The sequence below is a fragment of the Clostridium sp. CTA-19 genome, from assembly GCF_054767855.1.
Map to the genome: position 1 here is coordinate 1 of NZ_BAAABH010000007.1, position 21983 is coordinate 21983.

22 protein-coding genes are annotated in these 21983 nt (G+C 26.1%); 20 read left to right on the top strand and 2 right to left on the bottom strand.

Annotation, left to right across the window (positions count from 1 at the left end; all coding sequences use genetic code 11):
* Nucleotides 1-290: 290 nt before the first annotated feature.
* The 3 genes from ACYUE0_RS05400 (at nt 291) to galU (ending at nt 3334) form a co-directional block, all read left to right on the top strand.
* Nucleotides 291-1160, top strand: a complete 870-nt coding sequence (locus ACYUE0_RS05400; protein WP_061996122.1) for a YihY/virulence factor BrkB family protein — start codon at nt 291-293, stop codon at nt 1158-1160.
* 345 nt (nt 1161-1505) lie between these two features.
* Nucleotides 1506-2435: a type I phosphomannose isomerase catalytic subunit gene (locus ACYUE0_RS05405; protein WP_460269781.1), complete on the top strand. Its 930-nt coding sequence runs from the start codon at nt 1506-1508 to the stop codon at nt 2433-2435.
* Nucleotides 2436-2455: 20 nt separating this feature from the next.
* A complete protein-coding gene (gene galU, locus ACYUE0_RS05410) occupies nt 2456-3334 on the top strand; it encodes a UTP--glucose-1-phosphate uridylyltransferase GalU (protein ID WP_460269783.1) in 879 nt (292 codons plus the stop codon).
* Nucleotides 3335-3391: 57 nt separating this feature from the next.
* Here the strand turns inward: galU and ACYUE0_RS05415 are convergent, their stop codons facing one another.
* Nucleotides 3392-4393 (bottom strand): LCP family protein, encoded by a 1002-nt coding sequence (locus tag ACYUE0_RS05415; RefSeq protein ID WP_460269784.1) that lies wholly within the window; start codon nt 4391-4393, stop codon nt 3392-3394.
* Between the two features lie 827 nt (nt 4394-5220).
* Between ACYUE0_RS05415 and ACYUE0_RS05420 the strand changes: the two genes are divergently transcribed.
* The 14 genes from ACYUE0_RS05420 (at nt 5221) to ACYUE0_RS05485 (ending at nt 18472) form a co-directional block, all read left to right on the top strand.
* The gene (locus ACYUE0_RS05420) at nt 5221-7212 is read left to right on the top strand and encodes a sensor histidine kinase (protein ID WP_460269785.1); all 1992 of its coding nucleotides are present in this window, start codon (nt 5221-5223) and stop codon (nt 7210-7212) included.
* 140 nt (nt 7213-7352) lie between these two features.
* Nucleotides 7353-7697, top strand: coding sequence for a single-stranded DNA-binding protein (locus ACYUE0_RS05425; RefSeq protein WP_061996117.1), 345 nt, complete (start codon nt 7353-7355; stop codon nt 7695-7697).
* A 283-nt stretch (nt 7698-7980) separates the two neighbouring features.
* Nucleotides 7981-8931 carry an AAA family ATPase gene (locus ACYUE0_RS05430; protein WP_199869587.1) on the top strand — a complete coding sequence of 317 codons (951 nt, stop codon included), beginning with the start codon at nt 7981-7983 and terminating at the stop codon, nt 8929-8931.
* A 12-nt stretch (nt 8932-8943) separates the two neighbouring features.
* Nucleotides 8944-10068: a DUF58 domain-containing protein gene (locus tag ACYUE0_RS05435; protein WP_199869586.1), complete on the top strand. Its 1125-nt coding sequence runs from the start codon at nt 8944-8946 to the stop codon at nt 10066-10068.
* A complete protein-coding gene (locus ACYUE0_RS05440) occupies nt 10065-11321 on the top strand; it encodes a hypothetical protein (RefSeq protein ID WP_460269786.1) in 1257 nt (418 codons plus the stop codon). The genes ACYUE0_RS05435 and ACYUE0_RS05440 overlap by 4 nt, the downstream gene beginning before the upstream one ends.
* Before the next feature lie 305 nt (nt 11322-11626).
* A complete protein-coding gene (locus tag ACYUE0_RS05445) occupies nt 11627-11992 on the top strand; it encodes a DUF6514 family protein (RefSeq protein WP_061996113.1) in 366 nt (121 codons plus the stop codon).
* A gap of 238 nt (nt 11993-12230) precedes the next feature.
* Nucleotides 12231-12605, top strand: coding sequence for a holo-ACP synthase (gene acpS / locus ACYUE0_RS05450; protein WP_199869584.1), 375 nt, complete (start codon nt 12231-12233; stop codon nt 12603-12605).
* Between the two features lies 1 nt (nt 12606).
* Nucleotides 12607-13542 (top strand): NAD(P)H-hydrate dehydratase, encoded by a 936-nt coding sequence (locus tag ACYUE0_RS05455; protein WP_460269787.1) that lies wholly within the window; start codon nt 12607-12609, stop codon nt 13540-13542.
* Nucleotides 13543-13632: 90 nt separating this feature from the next.
* Entirely contained in the window at nt 13633-14256 is a 624-nt protein-coding gene (locus ACYUE0_RS05460; RefSeq protein WP_061996110.1) for a germination lipoprotein GerS-related protein, read from the top strand.
* 74 nt (nt 14257-14330) lie between these two features.
* A complete protein-coding gene (gene alr / locus ACYUE0_RS05465; protein ID WP_460269788.1) occupies nt 14331-15494 on the top strand; it encodes an alanine racemase in 1164 nt (387 codons plus the stop codon).
* Nucleotides 15495-15639: 145 nt separating this feature from the next.
* Complete coding sequence (locus ACYUE0_RS05470; protein WP_061996108.1) at nt 15640-15903, top strand: hypothetical protein; 264 nt, start codon at nt 15640-15642, stop codon at nt 15901-15903.
* Nucleotides 15904-15919: 16 nt separating this feature from the next.
* Nucleotides 15920-16288 (top strand): type II toxin-antitoxin system PemK/MazF family toxin, encoded by a 369-nt coding sequence (locus ACYUE0_RS05475; RefSeq protein ID WP_010294745.1) that lies wholly within the window; start codon nt 15920-15922, stop codon nt 16286-16288.
* Between the two features lie 418 nt (nt 16289-16706).
* Nucleotides 16707-17534, top strand: a complete 828-nt coding sequence (locus ACYUE0_RS05480) for a transketolase (RefSeq protein WP_061996107.1) — start codon at nt 16707-16709, stop codon at nt 17532-17534.
* Nucleotides 17534-18472, top strand: a complete 939-nt coding sequence (locus ACYUE0_RS05485; protein WP_460269790.1) for a transketolase family protein — start codon at nt 17534-17536, stop codon at nt 18470-18472. Before ACYUE0_RS05480 ends, ACYUE0_RS05485 begins: the two co-directional genes overlap by 1 nt.
* Nucleotides 18473-18525: 53 nt before the next feature.
* Here the strand turns inward: ACYUE0_RS05485 and ACYUE0_RS05490 are convergent, their stop codons facing one another.
* A complete protein-coding gene (locus ACYUE0_RS05490) occupies nt 18526-19263 on the bottom strand; it encodes a YdcF family protein (RefSeq protein WP_460269791.1) in 738 nt (245 codons plus the stop codon).
* A gap of 446 nt (nt 19264-19709) precedes the next feature.
* On the opposite strand from ACYUE0_RS05490, the gene ACYUE0_RS05495 reads away from it, so the two are divergent.
* From ACYUE0_RS05495 to ftsX, 3 genes are all read left to right on the top strand, one after another.
* Nucleotides 19710-20093: a hypothetical protein gene (locus ACYUE0_RS05495; protein WP_460269792.1), complete on the top strand. Its 384-nt coding sequence runs from the start codon at nt 19710-19712 to the stop codon at nt 20091-20093.
* A 182-nt stretch (nt 20094-20275) separates the two neighbouring features.
* Nucleotides 20276-20962 carry a cell division ATP-binding protein FtsE gene (ftsE, locus tag ACYUE0_RS05500; protein WP_061996104.1) on the top strand — a complete coding sequence of 229 codons (687 nt, stop codon included), beginning with the start codon at nt 20276-20278 and terminating at the stop codon, nt 20960-20962.
* Complete coding sequence (ftsX, locus tag ACYUE0_RS05505) at nt 20952-21842, top strand: permease-like cell division protein FtsX (protein WP_061996103.1); 891 nt, start codon at nt 20952-20954, stop codon at nt 21840-21842. The genes ftsE and ftsX overlap by 11 nt, the downstream gene beginning before the upstream one ends.
* Nucleotides 21843-21983: the final 141 nt, after the last annotated feature.

A 21983-nucleotide genomic window follows, 5' to 3' on the forward strand; every position in this document is an offset into this window, starting at 1 on the left:
GGTCAAAAAAATCAAACAAAAATCTATAAGAGTTTCTAAATCAATTTTCAATGAATAGCTTATTTAAAATCTTTATTATTACATAATGTATTAAAAGCTTAAAAGAAAAATATTTTATTGGAATAAGGTGGCTTAGCTTTACGCACATGCTTGGAACCCTATATTATAAAAATGTATGTAGATGATTAAATTTAAAAAATTTGTATAAATTTTAAAGATTTTAAGCATAGTAAATACTTGATAGTATTATTGAATACATACCAAATAAAAGGACGGTGAAAAAAGAATACATGTGTATAACGGATTATATATTAAAGATGGTTGTAAAATATAAGCAACATAATATATCTGCATTAGCATCACAACTTGCTTATGATATGTTATTATCATTTTTCCCATTTTTAATATTTTTACTTACATTATTAGGTCATAGTTCTTTAGAGCCAACGGAGGTTTTGATAGCATTAAAAACAGTTATGCCAAATGAAGCATATATGCTAGTGGAAAACACTGTAAGGAGTGTTTTGCAAACTAGAAATAGCGAATTATTATCATTTTCATTAATATTTACATTGTACACAGCTTCAAGAGGTTTTAGAGCAATAATGTATGGTTTGAATAGAGCATATGAAACGAAAGAAAAAAGAAATTATATTAATATTATTTTAATGTCTATAGTATTTATGATTGGTCTTATAGGAGTTATTATGTTTGTTTTGGCATTTTTAGTATTTGGAGAGGCAATAAGTAATGGCTTAAAAAATTGGTTAGATTTAGAATGGGCACTATTTGATTATATTAATTTAATTAGGTATCCAGTGGCATTGTCGTCAATGATATTTGTTTTTGCTGCGATGTACCGTCTTATACCAGCAAGAAAGTTGAGTTGGGGTGAGGTAGTACCAGGAGCTGTATTTACAACGGTTGGATGGTTAGTGTCAAGTTATGTATTTTCTTTTTATGTAAATAATTTTAGTAATTATTCATCAGTATATGGAACAATAGGAGTTATAATAGTTTTAATGTTATGGCTATATATTACATCTATAATAATCTTATTAGGGGGAGAGTTAAATGCAATATTGCGCCATGAAAAAGAATTAAAGTGCGGATTCTATAGTGACAAGAATAAAAGAATAAAAAAAATTAAATATTATTAAATATTATTAAATATTATAAGTAATATACAGAAGAGACTATCAAACTTATGTGCATTGATGTGCATTTCATAAGATTTGATAGTCTTTTTTTTATATTTAAATATAAAAAATAGATATTACTCATAAATATATAATATATGGGATTTAAAATATAGGGATTCAAATTAATGTTCTAAGCTATTATTGTTATAAAAATTAGAGATTTTTAAGGTAACTAAAAAGTATATATGGTTAATGGTTTCAATTAAAATAAAAAAATTGATGTATAAATTTAAATGAGAATTTGTTTCCCTATATAATATTTTAAATATTAAATTCTTATAGTGATGGTTTGAGGAGGAGTATATGTATCCATTGAAATTTTTCCCTATATATTTTAATAAAATTTGGGGTGGAAGAGATATTGAAAGTATAAAAAAAGATGCTCCAGAAGGTAACATTGGTGAGTCTTGGGAATTGTCCTGTCATCCTAATGGTGAAAGTATAATAAGCAATGGAAAATATAAAGGAATAAAATTAAAAGAACTAATAAAAGAAAATAAAAAAAATATAATAGGTAAAGATATATCAGAAGATAAATTTCCCATATTAATCAAATTTATTACTGCTAATGATAATCTTTCTATTCAAGTTCATCCAGATGATGTATATGCTGAAAATTTTGAAAATGACAATGGAAAGTCAGAAGCATGGTATATATTAAAAGTTAAAAATAATGGAAAAATAATTACAGGATTAAATGATGTTGAAAAACATGATATTAAAGAAAAAATAGTTAATGGAAAATTAGAAAATCACTTAAATTATACACAACCTAAGGAAAATGAGCTTTATTATATAGAGGCAGGTTTAATACATGGAATAGGTAAAGGAATAACCCTTCTTGAAATACAAGAAAGTAGTGACTTAACTTATAGGGTGTATGACTATAATAGAGGTAGAGAACTACACATAAATAAAGCTACTAAAGTAATAAATGAAAAATTAAAATGTGAAAAGATTATTCCTAAGAAAAAAATAATTAAAAGTAATATTTGTTATGAATTTGGCGATTTTAAATCTTTTTCTATAAAAAGGTATGATATAAACAAGAACTTACTAAGAACAAGTAATAAAGATGGATTTAATGTATATATATGTGTTAGTGGCAAGGGAGTAATAACTTATATGGAGGGTACAGAAACTATAAATTTAGGTGAATTAGTAATGATTCCATCTTCTTTAGGTGAATATTGTATAATAGGGAACTTAAGCCTTATAGAAGTTAGTGTATGATGAGTAAGGAGAGATAAAAAGTGAAAATTACAAAGGCTGTTATACCAGCGGCAGGTCTTGGTACTAGATTTCTACCCGTTACCAAAGCTATAGCAAAAGAGATGCTACCTATATTAGATAAACCAACGATACAATATATAGTAGAAGAAATAGTAGATGCTGGAATTAAAGATATACTTATAATAACAGGTCATAATAAGAAGGCGATAGAAGATCATTTTGATAGAGCTTTGGAACTGGAGATAAATTTGAAAAAAAATAATAAAAGAATGTTATTGAATGAGATAAATGATATAACCAATATGGCTAATATACATTATATAAGGCAAAAAGAGCCTAAAGGATTAGGGCATGCAATATTATGTGCAAAGTCATTTATAAAAGATGAACCATTTGCAGTGCTGTTAGGAGATGATATTGTTTATAGTAAAGAACCTTGTATAAAACAACTAATAAATCAATTTAATGAAAAAAAATCTACAATTTTAGGTGTTCAAAATGTTGAAAAAGATGAAGTGTATAAGTATGGAATAGTAGATGGCGATATAGAAAATGATAGATTGTACAAAGTTAAAAGTTTAATAGAAAAGCCATGTATAGAAGTAGCTCCTAGCAATATTGCTATATTAGGAAGATATATCATAACGCCTGAAATTTTTAGTATATTAGAAAATATAAAACCTTCTAAAAATAATGAAATACAATTAACTGACGCATTAAATGAACTTTCTAAAAAAGAATCAGTTTATGCATATAAGTTTATTGGAAAAAGATATGATATTGGTGATAAATTAGGTTTTTTAAAAGCTAATATAGAATTTGCCCTAAGAAATAATGATATAAAAAATAGTTTGAAAGACTATTTAAGTGATTTAGATTTTAATAATTATAATATTTAATAATTATATAAAGAAATAAAAACTATGAAATTTTTAGAAAATCTCATAGTTTTTTATTTAGAATAAAGGATCTTTAGGTGTTGGTGTTATATCATTATATATATAGTCATGAATTTGTTTAGCCGTTTCAGCTTCATCAAAACTTAAATACCAAACACCATTGACTACCTTTCTATCGCAGTAGCCATCCAATGGGAAACGCTGTTCATCAAAAGAGGATATAGAATTTAATGCAGATTTACCTAAGGTAAGCATTTCGCTTTTAGATAGACTAGTAGTTACCATTTCTGCAAGAGAAGAAATAGCACCAGGAATATCTGTTAAGCCCATATTCAATGCTTTTTCTATCAATAATTCACAAACTTCTCTTTGACGTTCGGTTCTTTCAAAGTCTCCATTACCTATTTCTCTTATTCTTGTATATGAAAGTGCTTGGATACCAGTTAATGTTACTTCACCAGAAGAATTTAGTGGTTGGATAGGCTTTCCTGTTATTTCAGCAGCTTCATACTGATAATTATTTATTAAATTTCTCTCCTCTTCAGTGATAGTAAGATTTACACCACCAAAGTAATCAATTATATCTATAACAGATTCAAAATTAACAGTAATATAATTTTCTATATCTAAATTAAAAGTTTGATTTATAGTTTTTACAGCTAATAAAGGACCACCATATGCATATGCATGATTTAGTTTTTCGTAACCATGACCATCAATATTTACATAACTATCTCGCATAAGTGATGAAAGTTTAATTTTATTTCTAGTAGTATCAAGTGTAAGTATTAACATGGCGTCAGAACGTCCATTTTCATTGATAGATCTATTATCTATTCCAAAAACAGCAATATTCACTATTCCATTAGTTGCCTTTACATCATCTATTGATTTATCATCACTATCAGAAGTTGATATACCCAATTCTTTTTTATCTTTTGTAAATTCAACAGTTTTAATTTTATTTAGTAAAGAATATCCATAAACACTAGAAAAAATTATAAGAACACCTATGATGGATAATATAATTAGAGTTATGGTTTTTGTCTTTTTTTTCATTTCGTAATCCCTCGATTCTATGTAGTTTTGTAAGAACCATTAAAAATTATACATATCTTAATATTATACATAAGTTTTTTTCAATTAAGTTACAACTTAAGTTAAATTATTGTTAATTATGAATCAATAATAATTTGATTATATATTAAAGTCGATAAATACCATGAATTTTGTTGAAAAAAGTAGTAAAAAATTTATTAAAATATTAAGAAAATATTGTAAAATAATAATGGAGTTAGTTAATTATTAAAATACATATTTTAAGTATTGCTTTATTACTATATAAATATAAGCTAAATTTAAAATTAATTACTAAATAATTAATCTATTCATAATATTTTTATTTTCAAAAGAGTTCTTAAAAAATAAACTAAGAGAGAAATTTGTTACTATAGTAGTCTAAATGATTTTCAACTTATAGATAATTTGCTTTGTAAATTGTAATAGTATAGGAAGCTACTGTTTTTATGATAAGGTATATTTAATATTATTAGGAGAAAAGAGGATAGCAATTAACAGAAGTATACACTAATATGTGTTTTATTTAAACTAAAAAACTCTCACTTGATAAAAGTATAAGTTTGAATTAAAATTTTGAACTCTATAGATATACAACGAAAAACACTTAGAAATATATAGATTATAAGGTTAAGTATCAAGAGAATATAAAATGGTATAGGGGGGTAGGGGTTATAAGAAAACTTATTAAAATAAGAATGTTAAAAAATAAATATTATATATAAGAATTAATGGGGGGAAAAACATTTATTTTATAACTTATTTAAAGTTTTCTATAACCAAAAAGTATGATTATAAAAGATGAAGATATGTTCTTTTTAGAAAACTTAAATAATCCAATATGTATTTTATCTAAAAAAAACAATGTTTTATATAAAAATAAAAGTTTTAAAAAGTTAATGAATGAATTGAAAGAAAAAGATGAACTATACAATGAATATATAGAAATATTAAGCTATGAATATTTAAAGAATTTTAAAAATATGGGTGATTTTAAAATACAAGTTAAATCTAAAGATGAAAAAGAGTATTGCTTTAAAATTATTATTAATGATTCAATATACAATAAAAATCCAGTTTTACTGATTTCAGTTGAAAAAAAACCTATAGCAAATAAGTGCCATCTAAATGGATATGGTATGATTAAAGGGGAAGAATTTATTTCAGATTATTTTAAAATTCATAGAAGATGTATACAAAAAGAGTCTGATATAAATGCTGTTATTAATTCCGAAATGGTAAATAAAGTTCTATTATATTCACCCAATATAATAATGATAAAAAAGGATAAAAAAATCATATTTGCAAATAAGGCAGCACAGCATTTACTAAGTATAAGTGATGCATCAGAGATTATAGGAAAAGAATTTTATGAGGTAGTTAATCTTGAAGCTAAGGAAAAAAATTATAGTAAAAATATTTTTGAAAATGAATATTACTATTATAATGCATTACCAGTATCTCAGGTAAAGCTAAAAACTTTTAAAGGAAAACAAATTTATGTTGATGTTTGCTTTATGTCATTTTTTGAAGATGAAGATGAATTTAGTGTATTAATAGCAAAAGATATCAGTAAAAGAGTTAAAATTGAAGAAAGTTTAGTAAGAAATGAAGAGTATTATAAAAAGTTACTTGAATTTTTACCTTATGGGGTAGCAATAGTAAATAATAATAAAATTACCTTTTCAAATGATAGTTTTGCAACTATGTTGGGAGAAAAAACAATACAAGATACGTTAAATAATGATTTAGCACAATATATAAAAGATGAAGATAAAAAAATAATAAAAAATATGCAAAAGAATATATTTGGTGAATTAAAGCAAGTAGAATTTACAGAAATGAAACTGTTAAGAAAAGATGGAAAAGAACTAGATATAGAACTAGGCGCATCTCCGTTCTTATTTGAGAATAATTTGTCGGCTATATTAGTTATGTGTGATATAACTGAAAGAAAAAATGCAGAACGAGACAAATTTAAATTAAAACAAGCACTAAAATATGATAGGTTAAAAACAGAATTTATAGCTAATATATCACATGAATTAAAAACGCCACTAAATATAATACTTAGTATAGTTCAATTATTTGAATTAAAGAAGAGAGGCAATGAAAATATAGATTCCATTACAGGCAAAAGATACTTGCAAGTTGTAACGCAAAATTGTTACAGATTATTAAGATTAATAAATAATTTAATAGATATAAGTAGGATAGATGTAGGACATTTGAAAATGAACTTTGGAAATTATGATATTGTAAAAATAGTTGAAGATATAACAATGTCCACAGTAGAACATATTGAAAGTAAAAATTTAAAATTGATTTTTGATACAGAAATAGAAGAAAAAATAATCGGTGTTGATAGAGAAAACATGGAAAGGATAATGTTAAATTTACTCTCTAATGCAATTAAATGTTCAAATGAAAACGGAACTATTTGGGTTAATATATATGATAGTGGTGATTTTATAGAAATATCTGTTAAGGATAATGGAGTGGGAATTCCAGAAGAAATGCAGGAAAGAATTTTTGAAAGATTTGTTCAAAGTTCTCCACTGTTTACAAGAACTTATGAAGGTAGCGGAATAGGGTTATCATTGGTTAAAGCATTAGTCGATGCTCATGGCGGTAAAATTAGAGTTGAGAGTAAAGTAGGAGTTGGAAGTGAATTTGTGGTTAGTCTGCCTAATAGATTATCTAAAAAAGATCCTACATTTTTACAATCTAAATTAATAGAGGATAATAAAAGTAATAATGTAGAAAGAATAAAAATTGAATTTTCAGATATATACAACTAAAATTTAATACTATAAATTAATTACACCTTTGATTAAAAAATAAAATATTGGATAGAATTTTAAAAAGTTAAAGTTAAGTTTTATGAATGTCAGAACTTAAAAATTCTTAAAACAGGATATTGTTAAATGGAGGGTGTTTTATGAATAGGATTGTTTTAGTAGGAAGGTTAACTAAAAAACCAGAAATTAGAGTTGTTGATGAAAAAAACAATAAAGTTTTTACAAGAATAATGTTAGCAGTAGACAGACCATATAAAACAGCAAGTGGAGAAAAAAGTGTGGATTTTATTCCAGTAGTTTTATGGGGGAAAAAAGCAGAGATAATATGTGAATATTTAGATAAAAATAATCTTATAAGTGTTACTGGAAGATTGCAAACTAGAAGTTTTGAAAACAATGACGGTCAGAAAAAATATATATCTGAAGTTATTGCAGATGAGTTTCAATTTATGAACACTAAAAAAGTTGAAGAAAGTATAGTATAGAAAATAAATGTCTGTAGGTTCAACCTATAGACATTTATTTTTTATGTATAAATAAAGGGTTTTAAATACAGAAGATAAAATATATAATATTAGCATATAGTTTTAAAATATAAAATATTTAAATAAATGAATTATATAAAATTTAAAATTTCGTTAATTTTATTCATGAAATGGATTAAATATTTATATGTTAGAAAGATATGAATTAAATTAAAGTTAATTTCAATTAAACCAATTTATATAGTTCATTTATTTAAGATATGCAGCCTTGGGGGGAGTATTTATGGATATTAAAGTATTTGGAGAATTTAAAAAAAAAGTAAAAGAAAATGTAGGAAAGGTTATAGTTGGAAAAGAAGAAAATATAGATAAAATTATAGTAGCTTTTATAACTTCGGGGCATGTGCTTTTAGAAGATGTTCCTGGACTTGGAAAAACTAAACTTGCTAGAAGTTTATCTAAAACTATGGGATGTACATTTAAAAGAATACAATTTACGCCTGATTTATTGCCATCAGACTTAACAGGTATTTACTTCTATAACCAGAAGGATCAGGAGTTTGAATTTAGAAAGGGTCCTCTTTTAAGTCAGATAGTTTTAGCTGATGAGATAAATAGGGCAACACCAAGAACTCAGTCGGCTTTATTAGAGTGTATGGAAGAAAGACAAGTAACTGTTGAAGGAAATACAATAAAATTAGATGAGCCATTTTTTGTAATTGCAACTCAAAATCCAATAGAGCAATTTGGCACATTTCCACTACCAGAAGCCCAACTAGATAGATTTTTCATGAAAATTTCTATGGGATATCCGAATTATAATGAAGAAAAAAGTATGATGGAAAGATTTATGGAAAGTGATCCACTTGATACATTAAAATCTGTTATAACATTAGAAGAAATAAAATATGTTCAAAACAACTATTGTAAAGTTCATATAAGTGATGAAATTAAAGATTATATATTAAATATTGTAGTGGCAACTAGAAATAATACGGATATAGAATTGGGGTGTAGTCCTAGAGTTACTCTAGGATTGATGAAAGGATGTCAGGCTTATGCAGCAATAAGTGGAAGGGATTATGTGATTCCGGAAGACGTAAAGGCGTTAGCTGTATCGGTGATGGCTCATAGAATTGTTTTAAAAAGCGAAATAAATGTAGAAAAGGATAAAGCAAATAACGTAATAAACTTAATATTAAGTACAGTAAAAACTCCAATAGAAACTATTTAGGAGTTGATAAATATGATTTCATTATATGTATTTATGTTTTTATTTGCTACTGTGTGTGTTTATTTAGCATATATTACAAGACAAAATGGCTTTGAAAATTTAAATATTTTTAGAAAAGTACAGAAAAATAAAATAATAGAAGATGAAAAATTTAATATATCTATTATTATAGAAAATAATAAAAAATTACCGATTGCCTTTTTAAATATTGCAGAAAATATTCCAGAAGGTATTAATTACTATGGAGAGAACTTAAATTTTAAGGAAGGTCAAGTTTTATGGCATAACAGTAGTTATAGTATAGGATCTTATAAAAGAAAAGTTAGAACTTATACTTTGTGTGGTAAAAGAGGAACTTATTTAATAAAAAATATGAAGGTGACAATAGGAGACTTTTTTGGATTAAATACCAGTGTTAAAGAAATTGAGGACTATATAGAAATATTAATTTATCCTAGAATTAATCCATTAGGAGATTATAATTTTGATATAACCAATTTTAATGGAAATGATACTGTTAGAAGATGGATTCAAAAGGATCCATTATATATTAAAGGGATAAGAGAATATAATGTAGAAGATAGGATGAAAGATATACATTGGAAATCAAGTCTAAAAATGAGTAAGCTAATGGTTAAAGATTATGATTTTACATCTGAAAGAGAACTAGTCATAATATTTAATGTTCAATGTGCTGAAAAGGCTTGGCAGAATATACAAAAGAGCGTTATAGAAGAGGGGATAAGGTTGCTAGGAGCATTTTCTAATAAAGCATTAAAAGAAGGTATACCTACAGGAGCATGGACCAATGCACAATTATTATCCTATGTTGAAAATTATCCATCACAGATAAAACCAGAACTAAATAGTTTCGGAAAAATAATGGAAATGTGTGCACGAATTGATTACTCAGCGAAAAAAAAATTTGTAGACTATTTAAAGCAAAATATTAAAAACTTCTATAATAATTGTACTTACGTAATAATAACGCCCTATTTAGATGAGGAAAGTTGCAAAATACTATCTGATATAGTTAAGAAAAATGTAAACATAAAAATAATTGATATATCTCAATCAGCTAGTGTGTTAAATATACCAGGCATAGAAAGACTCTCATTTAAGGGGGGAAGAGTATGAGTTGGTTTAGACAGGTAAAATTATTATATATGGCCACATTAAACATTATGTATTTCTTATTAGGCAACTTAATTTCAAACATATTAATAGATAAAAACTTATCATATTATTTAATATTATTTACAATAGCAACAACTGTATGTGCATTAATATGTATTGATAGAAATTATAATAAAAAATTAGCTATATTTATTCCATTTTTAGTTACACTACTAATTTTAAGATTTTTAATTAATGATAGTAGCTATATAATTGTAGCTATATACTTTATAGTAATATATTTGTTTAACTTAGAAAAAATAGATGAGCCAATAACATATATTGATACTAGAAAAACATTTATTTATATTATGTTATTATCTTTATTAATTTTGTGGTTGGCAAATATTTTCTTGTGGAAAAATATAGTAGCATATTCATTTCGAGCATATATTTTTTATTTGGCATTAATGATTATCACATTTAGAGAACTTTTAAGGTATGAAAATAATATATTTAATGAAAAAGCTAAATATTTTAATTTATCTATTGTAGCAGTAATTATTATAATGAGTTTAGATCCTGTAATGAAGTTTATTAATATTACATTTTCTAAATTATTAAATGTAATTTGGTCATTAGTTATAGGTATAATAGGTTTCATTAGCAAAGTTGTAGGCGTTTTAGTTGAATTTGTGGTAAGAAATTTAAGAAATATAATACTGAAAAATGATGGTTCAATAGAAGATTTGAACTTGTTTCAGAATCAAAAGGTTTCTAATGAAATAAAAAATATATTTGATAATAATATACCAGTTAATAGTGGATTAGATATAGTAGTGAAATTTTTATTTGCAATTTTAACTATAGTAATTGTTTATAAAATGTTTAGTAAAATACACATACTTAAAAAGAAAGTAGATAAAAATTATATAGAATATGTAGAAAATATAAAAAAAGAAAATAGAAATAAAAAAAGTAAGTTAAAAAAAATAAAAGAGTTTTTAAAAATAAGAAAATCAGTAAAAGAAGAGATTTTTTATACTTATAAAAAATTTGAAAAAATTGCAAATAAAGTAGGTATTTTTAAAAATTACATGACAGCTACTCAATTAAAGAATGTAGTAAATTTAAAATTTGATAATATGGAGGGTTTAGAAGATATGACTAACATATATAATGAGGCTAAATTTTCCAATCATCATATACCAGAGGAGGAACTAAAAAAGATAAAAGAAGACTATGCAAATGTAAAGGAACAACTAGAAAAGTAATAAATTTACAAAAAGGTGTAAGGAGTTTACAAAAAGGTAGGGTGAAGCTTGTACAAAAAGGTAAATTTGATAGTACAAAAAAGTTTCTACAAAATTAGTCAATTTCGACAAAATAATCTAAAAAAGACTAAGAGTTAATCAATAAATATTATATCAGAGTTATAATATATATCAATAGAAACATTAATGTGTCAATTAAAAGGGAGAAAATAAAAATCTACACTACATTAAATGACATAATTTTTTTAACTTAAGTGATAAAATCATTTCATATAGAGCGTTAGTTTTTGAGGGGGTTGTATTCAGTGGTTATAGTTGAAAGTTTAAAAAATGTAGTTGAGATTGATAATGTAAAGTATGAGTATGTGTATAAACTTTTAGAAAGTGATTACAATTTTAAGAATAATGAAAAATGCAATTCATTAAAAGCATATGGAATAGAAGTGGAAAGAAAAGATATGATTAAGGGACAAGTTGTCTCAAATTATAAGGATTTTGTTAGATATGTAAGTCCTAAAAAAGAAAAAGTAACTGAAATAATAGAACTTTTAAATAACAATATAGTTTCACCTATTCACTTAATAGATGTTATAGGTGAATATGTAGACAATTATGTTAATGATTTTGACGAAGCTATAAAAAATAAAAATTTAAAAGTAGCAGTTTCATAAATAAAAGGCATATTAAATCAACTAATAGATGCATATTTTAATCTATTAGTTGATTTATATATGTTTAAACAAAAATAAGGGAGACTTCTCCCTTATTTTAGTATAAAAGTATGAATTTAAAATACTAAAATACATAAAATGTAATTTAAAATATAGAAGATATCTACTATAAAATTCAAATTTGTGATAATATAATAAAAAAAGTACAATTTTTGGTAGATAGAAAGGAGGGAAGAACTTGATTGTAGGCATTGGTGTAGATATAGTGGAAATAAGAAGAATTAAAAGTGCAATTGAAAGAAATAGCAATTTTATAAGAAAAATTTTAAGTGATGAAGAATTAGAATTTATAGCTAAAAAACCTATAAATTTTCAGTACATAGCAGGAAGATTTGCAGCAAAAGAAGCTATATCTAAAGCTTTAGGAACTGGATTTAGACAATTTGGATTAAAAGATTTAGTAATACTAAATGATGAGTTAGGTAAACCAATGGTTACATTAAAAGAAAAGGCTAATGAAGTTGCAAAAAAACATGGACAATACAAAATTCATTTAAGTATATCTCATGGAGAGGACAATGCAGTAGCCTATGCCATACTGGAGGTGAACTAAAGTGAGTGGTGGGTTAAAGGATATAAAAAACACGATAATATCCAATTTACATAGTATACATTTAAAATCTAAAAGATTAGATAGTAATCTTATTAGTGGTTGTTTTGTAGAACGAGAGATAGATGGTCATAAAGGGGATTATGGAAGGGTTTTAGTTATAGCTGGATCTAAAGGGTTTAGTGGGGCAGCATACCTTGCTACAGAAGCAGCAGTAAAAAGTGGTGCAGGTCTTGTAACATTATGTACGCATAAAGCAGTACAGGGGATTATGAGTATTAAGCTTACTGAAGCTATGACTATTAATTATGAACAAACTGACAAGATAAATAATTTAGTGGTAAAAAGTAATGTAATAGCGTTAGGTCCAGGTATGGGGAATAATAGTTTAACTTTTAATATATTAAAAGAAATTGTAACTAAAAGTGAATGTCCTTTAGTTATTGATGCAGATGGATTAAATGTATTACAAGGAAATCTTGAATTATTAGAGATGAAAAATAATGAAATCGTTTTAACGCCTCATCTTGGGGAAATGTCCAGATTGACAGGGTTAACAATAGATGAGATAAAAGAGGATAAAGTAAAAACATGCAAGGAATTTGCTAAAATACATAATATTATATTACTATTAAAGGGATATGAAACAATAATTACCAATGGTGATGAAGTGTATATAAACTCTACAGGAAATAGTGCTATGGCATCAGGGGGAATGGGGGATACACTGACGGGAATTATAGCATCTTTCATAGCTCAAGGCTATGAACCATTTAAGGCAACATATATGTCTGCTTACATTCATGGGTTTTGTGGAGATGTCTTATCAAAAGATATGTTTTGTGTAAATGCAACACATATAATTGAATTTTTACCTTATGGTATAAAAATGCTTTTAGAAAGTAAGGACGACTTTAGAGAAGAGATATTAAGCAATTAACATAAAAACATATAAAATTTATAAATAAGTTATAGTATTGGTAATTGCATAATAATATAGTAGTGTATTAATTTTAATAGGGGGTATTAAGTGAGGATTATAAAGAAAAATACACTATTAATGATTGTAGCATTTTTTATAATAGTAATAATATCTGTAATATTTTTTAAATTCAAGCCACAAAAGTCTTTAGGATACGAAGAAATGATTGAAAATTTGAAAAATATTAATGGATATACTGCAAATATAAAGATAGATATTAAAAATGCAAAGCAAAATATTACCTATGATGGAAATCAAATCTACATAAGAGAAAAAGGGGGACAAATTAAGCTAGGGGAAAATAGATGTTTTACATATGATGATAAGGGGATACATGTTAAAGATAATAATAATGGTAACAAATATGATTTACCAGACGGATTTGATGAAGTATTAAAAGGATTATTTGTAAATGAATTTATTGATCTTATTAATACAAGCAATGAAGTAGTCATAGAAAACAAGGAATTAAACGATAAGCAGTATTTAACTATTAGTTTATTATTACCTGGTTATAATAGAAATATATATAAAGGCGTAATGTATATAGATATTAAAAATGGTTTGCCACGAGAATATCACATTTTAGATGAAAAAGAAAATATAAGATTAGTATGTACTTATGACAAATTTTTAAAGCTAAAAGAAATTGAAAATTTCGAAATTAACTAAAGATAGTTACATTAAAGCCAACTAGAGGTATTATATAAGCTTAGAATAGTTAAATTTACTGTGAGGTGAAAAAAATGTTTAGGCATTTAAGACCAGTATGGGCAGAAATCAATTTAGATAAACTTGCTCATAATATGAGAGAGATAAAAAGAGTATCAAAAAGCAAAGGAATTATAGCTGTTGTAAAAGCAGATGCTTACGGTCATGGAGCTATTGATATAGCACCTATACTTTTAGAAAATGGTGCTGAAAGATTAGCTGTGGCAGTAATAAGTGAGGCGGTAGAACTTAGAAGGTCGGGGATAGACGCACCAATAATGATTCTTGGTTTTACTCCACCAAACTTAATAGATACATTATTAAAATATGATATTGAACAAACTGTTATAAATTATGAATTTGCAAAAGAGCTATCGAATATGGCTAAAAAGAAAAATAAAATAGCTAAGATTCATATAGGAATAGACACAGGCATGGGACGTATAGGTTTTTTACCTAATAAGCAAAGTATTGAGGATATAGTTAATATAAGTAAACTTCCTAATATAGAAATAGAAGGCATATTCTCACATTTTTCATCAGCAGATGAACAGTGTAAGGAGTATACAGAAAAACAACTAAGCCAGTTTAATGATTTTTATAAAGAGTTAGTGGATTTAGGTGTAAACATAAAAAGTAAACACATAAGCAATAGTGCAGCTGTTATGGATTTACCACAGTGTCATTTTGATTATGTAAGACCAGGTATAATTTTATATGGATATTATCCATCAGATGAAGTTATGAAAGAAAAGTTGGATTTAAAACCAGTTATGGCTTTAAAATCTAATATAGTACATTTAAAAAACTTACCAAAAGAAAAACACATAAGCTATGGTAGGAGGTTTACAACAGAAAGAGAGAGTGTAATAGCTACTTTACCAGTAGGATATGCAGATGGTTATACTAGATTACTTTTTAATAAAGCCAAGGTTATTGTAAATGGAAATTTTGCTCCGGTTGTGGGAAGTATATGCATGGACCAATGTATGATAGATGTTACTGACATTGAAGGTGTAAAAGTTGGAAATGAGGTTATACTAATAGGTGAAGACAACCATGGAAATAAATTTGATGCCGATGATATAGCAAAACTTTTAGGAACTATAAATTATGAAGTTATATGTGCAGTAAATAAAAGAGTTCCTAGAGTGTATGTAAAAGGTGGAAAAGTAATTAAGGTTAGAAACTATGTATAACAATATAACTGTCATATTTGGTAAAAAACTGTTGTATAAAGTAAAAAGAAACCAATAATTTCTTTGACATTATGACATTAATTCAATTATAATTAAAACGGTACATAATGGTTGTTATTAGTTATATTAGGAGGTATTGATTTCCATGTCAGATTCAAAGAAATTAAATGTTGATATTTCTAAAAGTTTACTAAGAAACATAAGTAGCAATTTAACCTCAGATTATGAAAAAAAAGAAGAAGCAATAGACGATTCAATCATATTATATATAGAAGACGATTTTTCAATAGAATTCATAGAAAGTATGAAGAATGGATATATTGAAATGGCTGATATAAATTTAGAGATGTCTGAATTGGGATTAGAACAAGATGTTTGTGATTTCATAGAATATGAATCAAGGCTTTAGGAGAGTGAATTGCCTAATGACAACTGTTGTGAAAAGAGGAGATATATTTTATGCAGATTTAAGTCCAGTTGTTGGATCGGAACAAGGAGGTGTGAGACCTGTTATAATTATTCAGAATGATATAGGGAATAGATATAGCCCTACTGTAATTGTAGCAGCAATTACCTCGCAAATTAATAAAGCTAAGCTTCCAACTCATGTTGAGATATCTTCAGAAGACTATGGATTAAATAAAGATTCTGTAGTTTTATTAGAACAAATAAGAACCTTAGATAAAAGAAGGTTAAAAGAAAAGATTGGTCATATGACTAAAGAGGATATGGAAAAGGTTGATATTTCATTAATGCTTAGTTTAGATTTGAAGCATAAAAATAAAAATAATTAAAGTTTATATAACATAAAAAGCAGTTAAGTATAGTAATTATATTCTATATTTTAACTGCTTTTTTATATAGGATTGGAAATTTGAAAAGATTTTTATCACAAAACTTGGATAATTCCAGAATGGTAAAAACTCTAATTAAAATTTATTAAGTGAGAAATATTAAGTATAGATTATGAAATGTATTTATTAAAAATTAAATGTGTAAAATAAATTGAAATAAACATGTCAGAGCCTTTATGTATAAGTTAAAATGTATTTTTGAAATCTTATTTTATAATTAAAGTGGTATTTTATATATTAAAATAAATTAATATGCAAATAATAAAAGGGTTAGTTTACTATTTGTAAATATAAATAGTTGTTAAAAGGTAGAAAATTGTTATAATATTTAATAGAAGATAATCTAGGAGGTATTGGTATGGAAAAAACACTAGACCAATTACAAAATATTGCTAAAGAAATAAGAAAAGACATAGTTACAATGTTAACTGAGTCAGCGTCAGGTCATCCAGGTGGATCATTATCATCAGTAGAAATTTTAACTACTTTATATTTTAATGAAATGAATATTGATCCTAAAAATATACATGACCCAAATAGGGATAGATTTGTTCTTTCAAAAGGTCATGCAGCTCCAGTACTATATAGTACGTTAGCAGAAAAAGGATTTTTTGAAAAAGAAGAATTAATGAGTTTAAGAAAAACAGGAGCAATGCTTCAAGGACATCCAAATATGAACTATGTTCCTGGTGTTGATATGTCAACAGGATCTTTAGGTCAAGGTGTATCAACAGCAGTTGGAATGGCTTTGGCAGGAAAAATAGATGAAAAAAGTTATAGAGTCTATACTGTTTTAGGTGATGGAGAGCTTCAAGAAGGTCAAGTGTGGGAAGCTGCAATGTGTGCTGCTCATTATAAATTAGATAATTTAACTGCATTTGTAGATTTTAATGGACTACAAATAGATGGGGATATATCTAAAGTTATGAATCCAAATCCAATAGCTGATAAATTTGAAGCTTTTGGATGGAATGTACTAGTTTTAGAAGATGGTCATGATTTAAAAGCTATAAAAGAAGCTATAGAAAAAGCAAAAACTGTTAAAGGACAGCCTACAATGATAGTATGCAAGACTGTAAAAGGTAAAGGCGTATCATTTATGGAAAACCAAGCAGGTTGGCATGGATCAGCTCCTAGTAAGGAACAATGCGATTTAGCATTAAAAGAAATAGGAGGGGAAGAGTAATGAGTAAAATAGCTACAAGAGAAGCATATGGAAAAACACTTGCAAAAATAGGTTTAGAAAATGAAAATATAGTTGTTTTAGATGCAGATTTATCAAAATCAACTAAAACAGCAGATTTTAAAAAAGTATGCGAAGAAAGATTCTTTAATATGGGTATAGCAGAAGGAAACATGATGTCAGTTGCAGCTGGATTAGCTAGTTGTGGCAAAATACCTTTTGTAAGTACATTTGCAATGTTTGCAGCAGGTAGAGGATTTGAACAAATAAGAAACTCTATATGCTATCCAAAGTTAAATGTTAAAGTTTGTGCAACACATGCTGGATTAACTGTTGGAGAAGATGGAGCGTCACATCAAGCTATTGAAGATATAGCACTTATGAGAAGTATACCTAATATGGTTGTTATAAGTCCTAGTGATGCAAAAGAAGCAGAAGCTGCTATAGAAGCAGTTGCTAAGTATAATGGTCCTTGTTATGTTAGACTTGGAAGAAGTGGTGTTCCACAAATAAATACAAAAGAAGATTACAAATTTGAAATAGGTAAAGCAATTAAATTAAGAGAAGGAAAAGAGGCAACTATAGTAGCAACAGGAATAATGGTTGATGCTGCTTTAGAAGCAGCTAACATCTTAAGTGAAGAAGGAATAAAAGCTAGTGTGTTAAACATACATACAATTAAACCTATAGATGTAGAAGCTATTTCAAATGCTGCAAAAGAAACAGGAGTAATTATTACAGCTGAAGAGCATAGTATTATTGGGGGATTAGGTTCTGCGGTTGCAGAAGTAGTTACTTCATCATATCCAGTTCCAGTTTTAAGAGTAGGTGTAAAAGATACATTTGGTGAAAGTGGTAAGCCTGTTGAATTATTAGAAAAATACGGATTGACAGCAAAAGAAATAGTTAAAGCTGTAAAAAAAGGATTAGAACTAAAATAAAAAATTTAAATAAAAAGAAATGCTACATAATATATGTAGCATTTCCTTTTTTATTAATAAAATAATATAGATTTTACTATGGCAAAAAATTCTCTTGTAAAATAGTTAGGTTTTAACAATATATTGCTGTCACTATTATAAAAAGTTACATTTTTATAATTATTTTTTTTGCTTAATATATAGGTTCTAAAACAGTGAAAGTCACTGGTCACTATTTTAATTTTTACCTTGGAAAAATTATTGTTATAATTTAGAATTTTAATTTTTGAATATTTTAGGTTTTCAAAAGTGTTTTTAGACTCTTCTTCTAAAATTAATCTCTTTTCATCAATTCCACTATTAATTAAATAAGTTTTCATTGCTAAGGATTCAGAAATGGTTTCATTGTAACCTACACCACCAGATAGGATTATTTTACATTCATTATTATAATTGTTAACATAGTAAATAGCAGAATCTAATCTATATTGTAATGTTTTGCTAGGTTTGTTATTTTTAAGACCAGCGCCAAGAATTAAGACATAATCGCAATGTAAAACATTTTTAGAAAGGCTAAAATAGATAATAAAAATTTCTAAAATAATAAATAGTATAAAAAGTAATATTAAAAAAGGATACAAAATCTTAAAAATAGTAGTATTAATTAAAAAATCTTTATTATAGTAATATAGAATTAGGATTAATCCTAAAATAAATAAATTTATACTAAAAGAAACTTTACCAAAATGCAAGTTTATTAATAGAAAATATATTATTAAAGTAATTCCTATTATTAAAGCAATTATAGACATGAATTTTATTCTCCTTATTATAAATATTTTAAGGTAATATAATAATATTCTATAATAATATTTTATTACTTTAAAGGATAAAGGTTATAAGATGAAAAATTTTAATATATTAAGTTAAATTACTATTCAATTAACAGAAAATAATGACTTTTACAAAACAATATGATAAAATAACTTAAAATTATAAAAAAGGTACGTTGAGAATTACTAGGAACGAAGTGAGTAGTAATAACCATAACTGTTAACTATTAACTCTTAACTAAAACAATCTGTTAGTTATTGATAAAATATTAATTTGAGTTTTCTCATTTGATAAATGAATAAGTTTAAAATTTAACTTGAAACCCTATAGTGAAACAAAAGTTTGAATTTTGGATTCTTATTTATCAATATTATGATAAAATTATTTATATATTAACAGTAAATTACAATTTGGGGGGACTAAGATGAATTATGAAAATAAATTATCAAAAACAAGATTAATACTTAAAGATCTTTTTAGAAGTTTTAAGATATCGATTATAGTTTATTTAATTATGGCTATATTAGGAGCTGTAATTGGGGTATTATATTGTTTATTAGGAGAGACACAGCTATCACTTAATGAAGTGTTTAAATTTATTATGTTTACTGGAATTTGGTGTTCGTGTTTTGGACTAGCCATATCAGCAATTGCTTTTATGAAACCAAGTACTATGGAACCATTAAATCATCAAAATAAATGGCGTGAGTATTATGGAAAGTTTAACCTAATAGGAGCTATATTGTCTACAAGTGTATATGTGTTAAGTTATTCATTAATATTAGATGTAATAATGCATAAGGTATAAAGGATATATAAATAGTGGAATATGATTTACATATTTGCCACTATTTTTTTTCCTATTTCTATTGCAATTCGATAAAATTTTTTCTATTATTAAACAATATAATAGAAAGTTGTGCTATAATGAAGTGAATAAAAGTCCAATGATTGTTATTTTCATTAAGATAGGAGTGTGAAGACTAGGAAATGATAGAATTTAAAAATGTTACGAAAGTGTATAACAATAATGTTTTAGCATTATCAAATTTAAATATAGAAATTAATAAAGGTGAGTTTGTTTTTTTAGTAGGACCAAGTGGATCGGGAAAATCAACTTTTATAAAAATGCTATTAAAAGAGGTTGATCCTACTGCAGGATCAGTAATGGTAGATGGAACTGATTTAACAGAAGTAACACGCAAGCAAATTCCTTTTTACAGAAGGAAGATAGGTGTTGTTTTCCAAGACTTTAGGCTAATACCAACTCTAAATGTTTATGAAAATGTTGCCTTTGCATTAAGAGTTATAGGTGCATCTGATAAAGAAATACATAAAAAAGTACCACTAGTATTATCTATGGTAGGGCTTTCTAAAAAATATAAATCATTCCCAAATGAATTATCTGGGGGAGAGCAACAAAGAATATCAATAGCTAGAGCTATTGTTAATAGTCCGGCACTTTTAATTGCGGACGAGCCTACTGGAAACTTAGATCCTGAGACTTCATTAGAAATAATGGATATTATAAGTGATATAAATAGAGCAGGAACTACAGTTGTTATGGCTACTCATGCTAAAGATATTGTTGATACAATGAAGAAAAGAGTTATAGCTATAGAAAAAGGAACTGTAGCAAGAGATGAGGAAAGGGGTAAATACGGATATGAAGCTTGATTCAGTTAAATATTTTTTTAAAGACTCATTTAAAAGTATTATTAGAAACAAAACATTAAGTATGGCATCCGTTGCCACTGTTGCAGCTACATTTTTTATATTTGGTATAGTATCTCTTGTAATAGTAAATGTAAATAAAGCTGTAGATGAATTAGGCTCTAAAGTAGAAGCTAGAGTTTACTTGAAAGATGATATAAAAAAAGAAGAACTAGAAAAGCTTGAAAAAACTTTAAAGGCTACACCTGGTGTAGTAGAAGTAAGACTTGAAAGTAAAGATCAGGCTTTAGATAATGTAAAAAATCAATTAGATGATACAGAAAAATCTTTAATGGCTGGATTTGATAAAAAGAATCCATTTCCAAGTTCATATATAGTTAGAGTTAAAAATCCAGAGGCTATAGATAATGTTGTAAAATCAATTGATAGTCTTTCTGGAATAGAAAAAGTTAAAGATGCTAGGGACTTAATAAGTCAAGTAACTAAGATAACCAATTCAGTTACTATAGCTGGGTTAATTGGGTCTGCTGTATTCATATTAGTGTCATTATTCCTTATAGGAAATACTATAAAAATAACAGTATTTTCTAGGAAACGTGAAATTGGAATAATGAAATATGTAGGAGCAACTGATTGGTTTATAAGATGGCCATTTATAATAGAAGGTGTAATACTCGGTGTAATAGGAGCATTATTATCAATTCTAATTGTATTTTGTGGATATGCTCTATTACAATCAAAATCCGCTAATGCATTTTTAGGATTTTCACTTATATCAAGTAGTTACATATTTAAAGTTCTAATATGGGAATTTATATTAGGAGGAATTTTAATAGGTTCTATAGGAAGTATATTATCTATGAGAAAATTCTTAAAAGTTTAGTTCGAAATTTTAGTTTTAAAGTGCTATCTAATTAAAGATAGCACTTTTTTTATAAATAAATAGTTAATAATAAATTATTTTCTATTTAAAACATATACTATACTAGTACTTTAAAAATAAGTAGTAGAAAATATATATAAT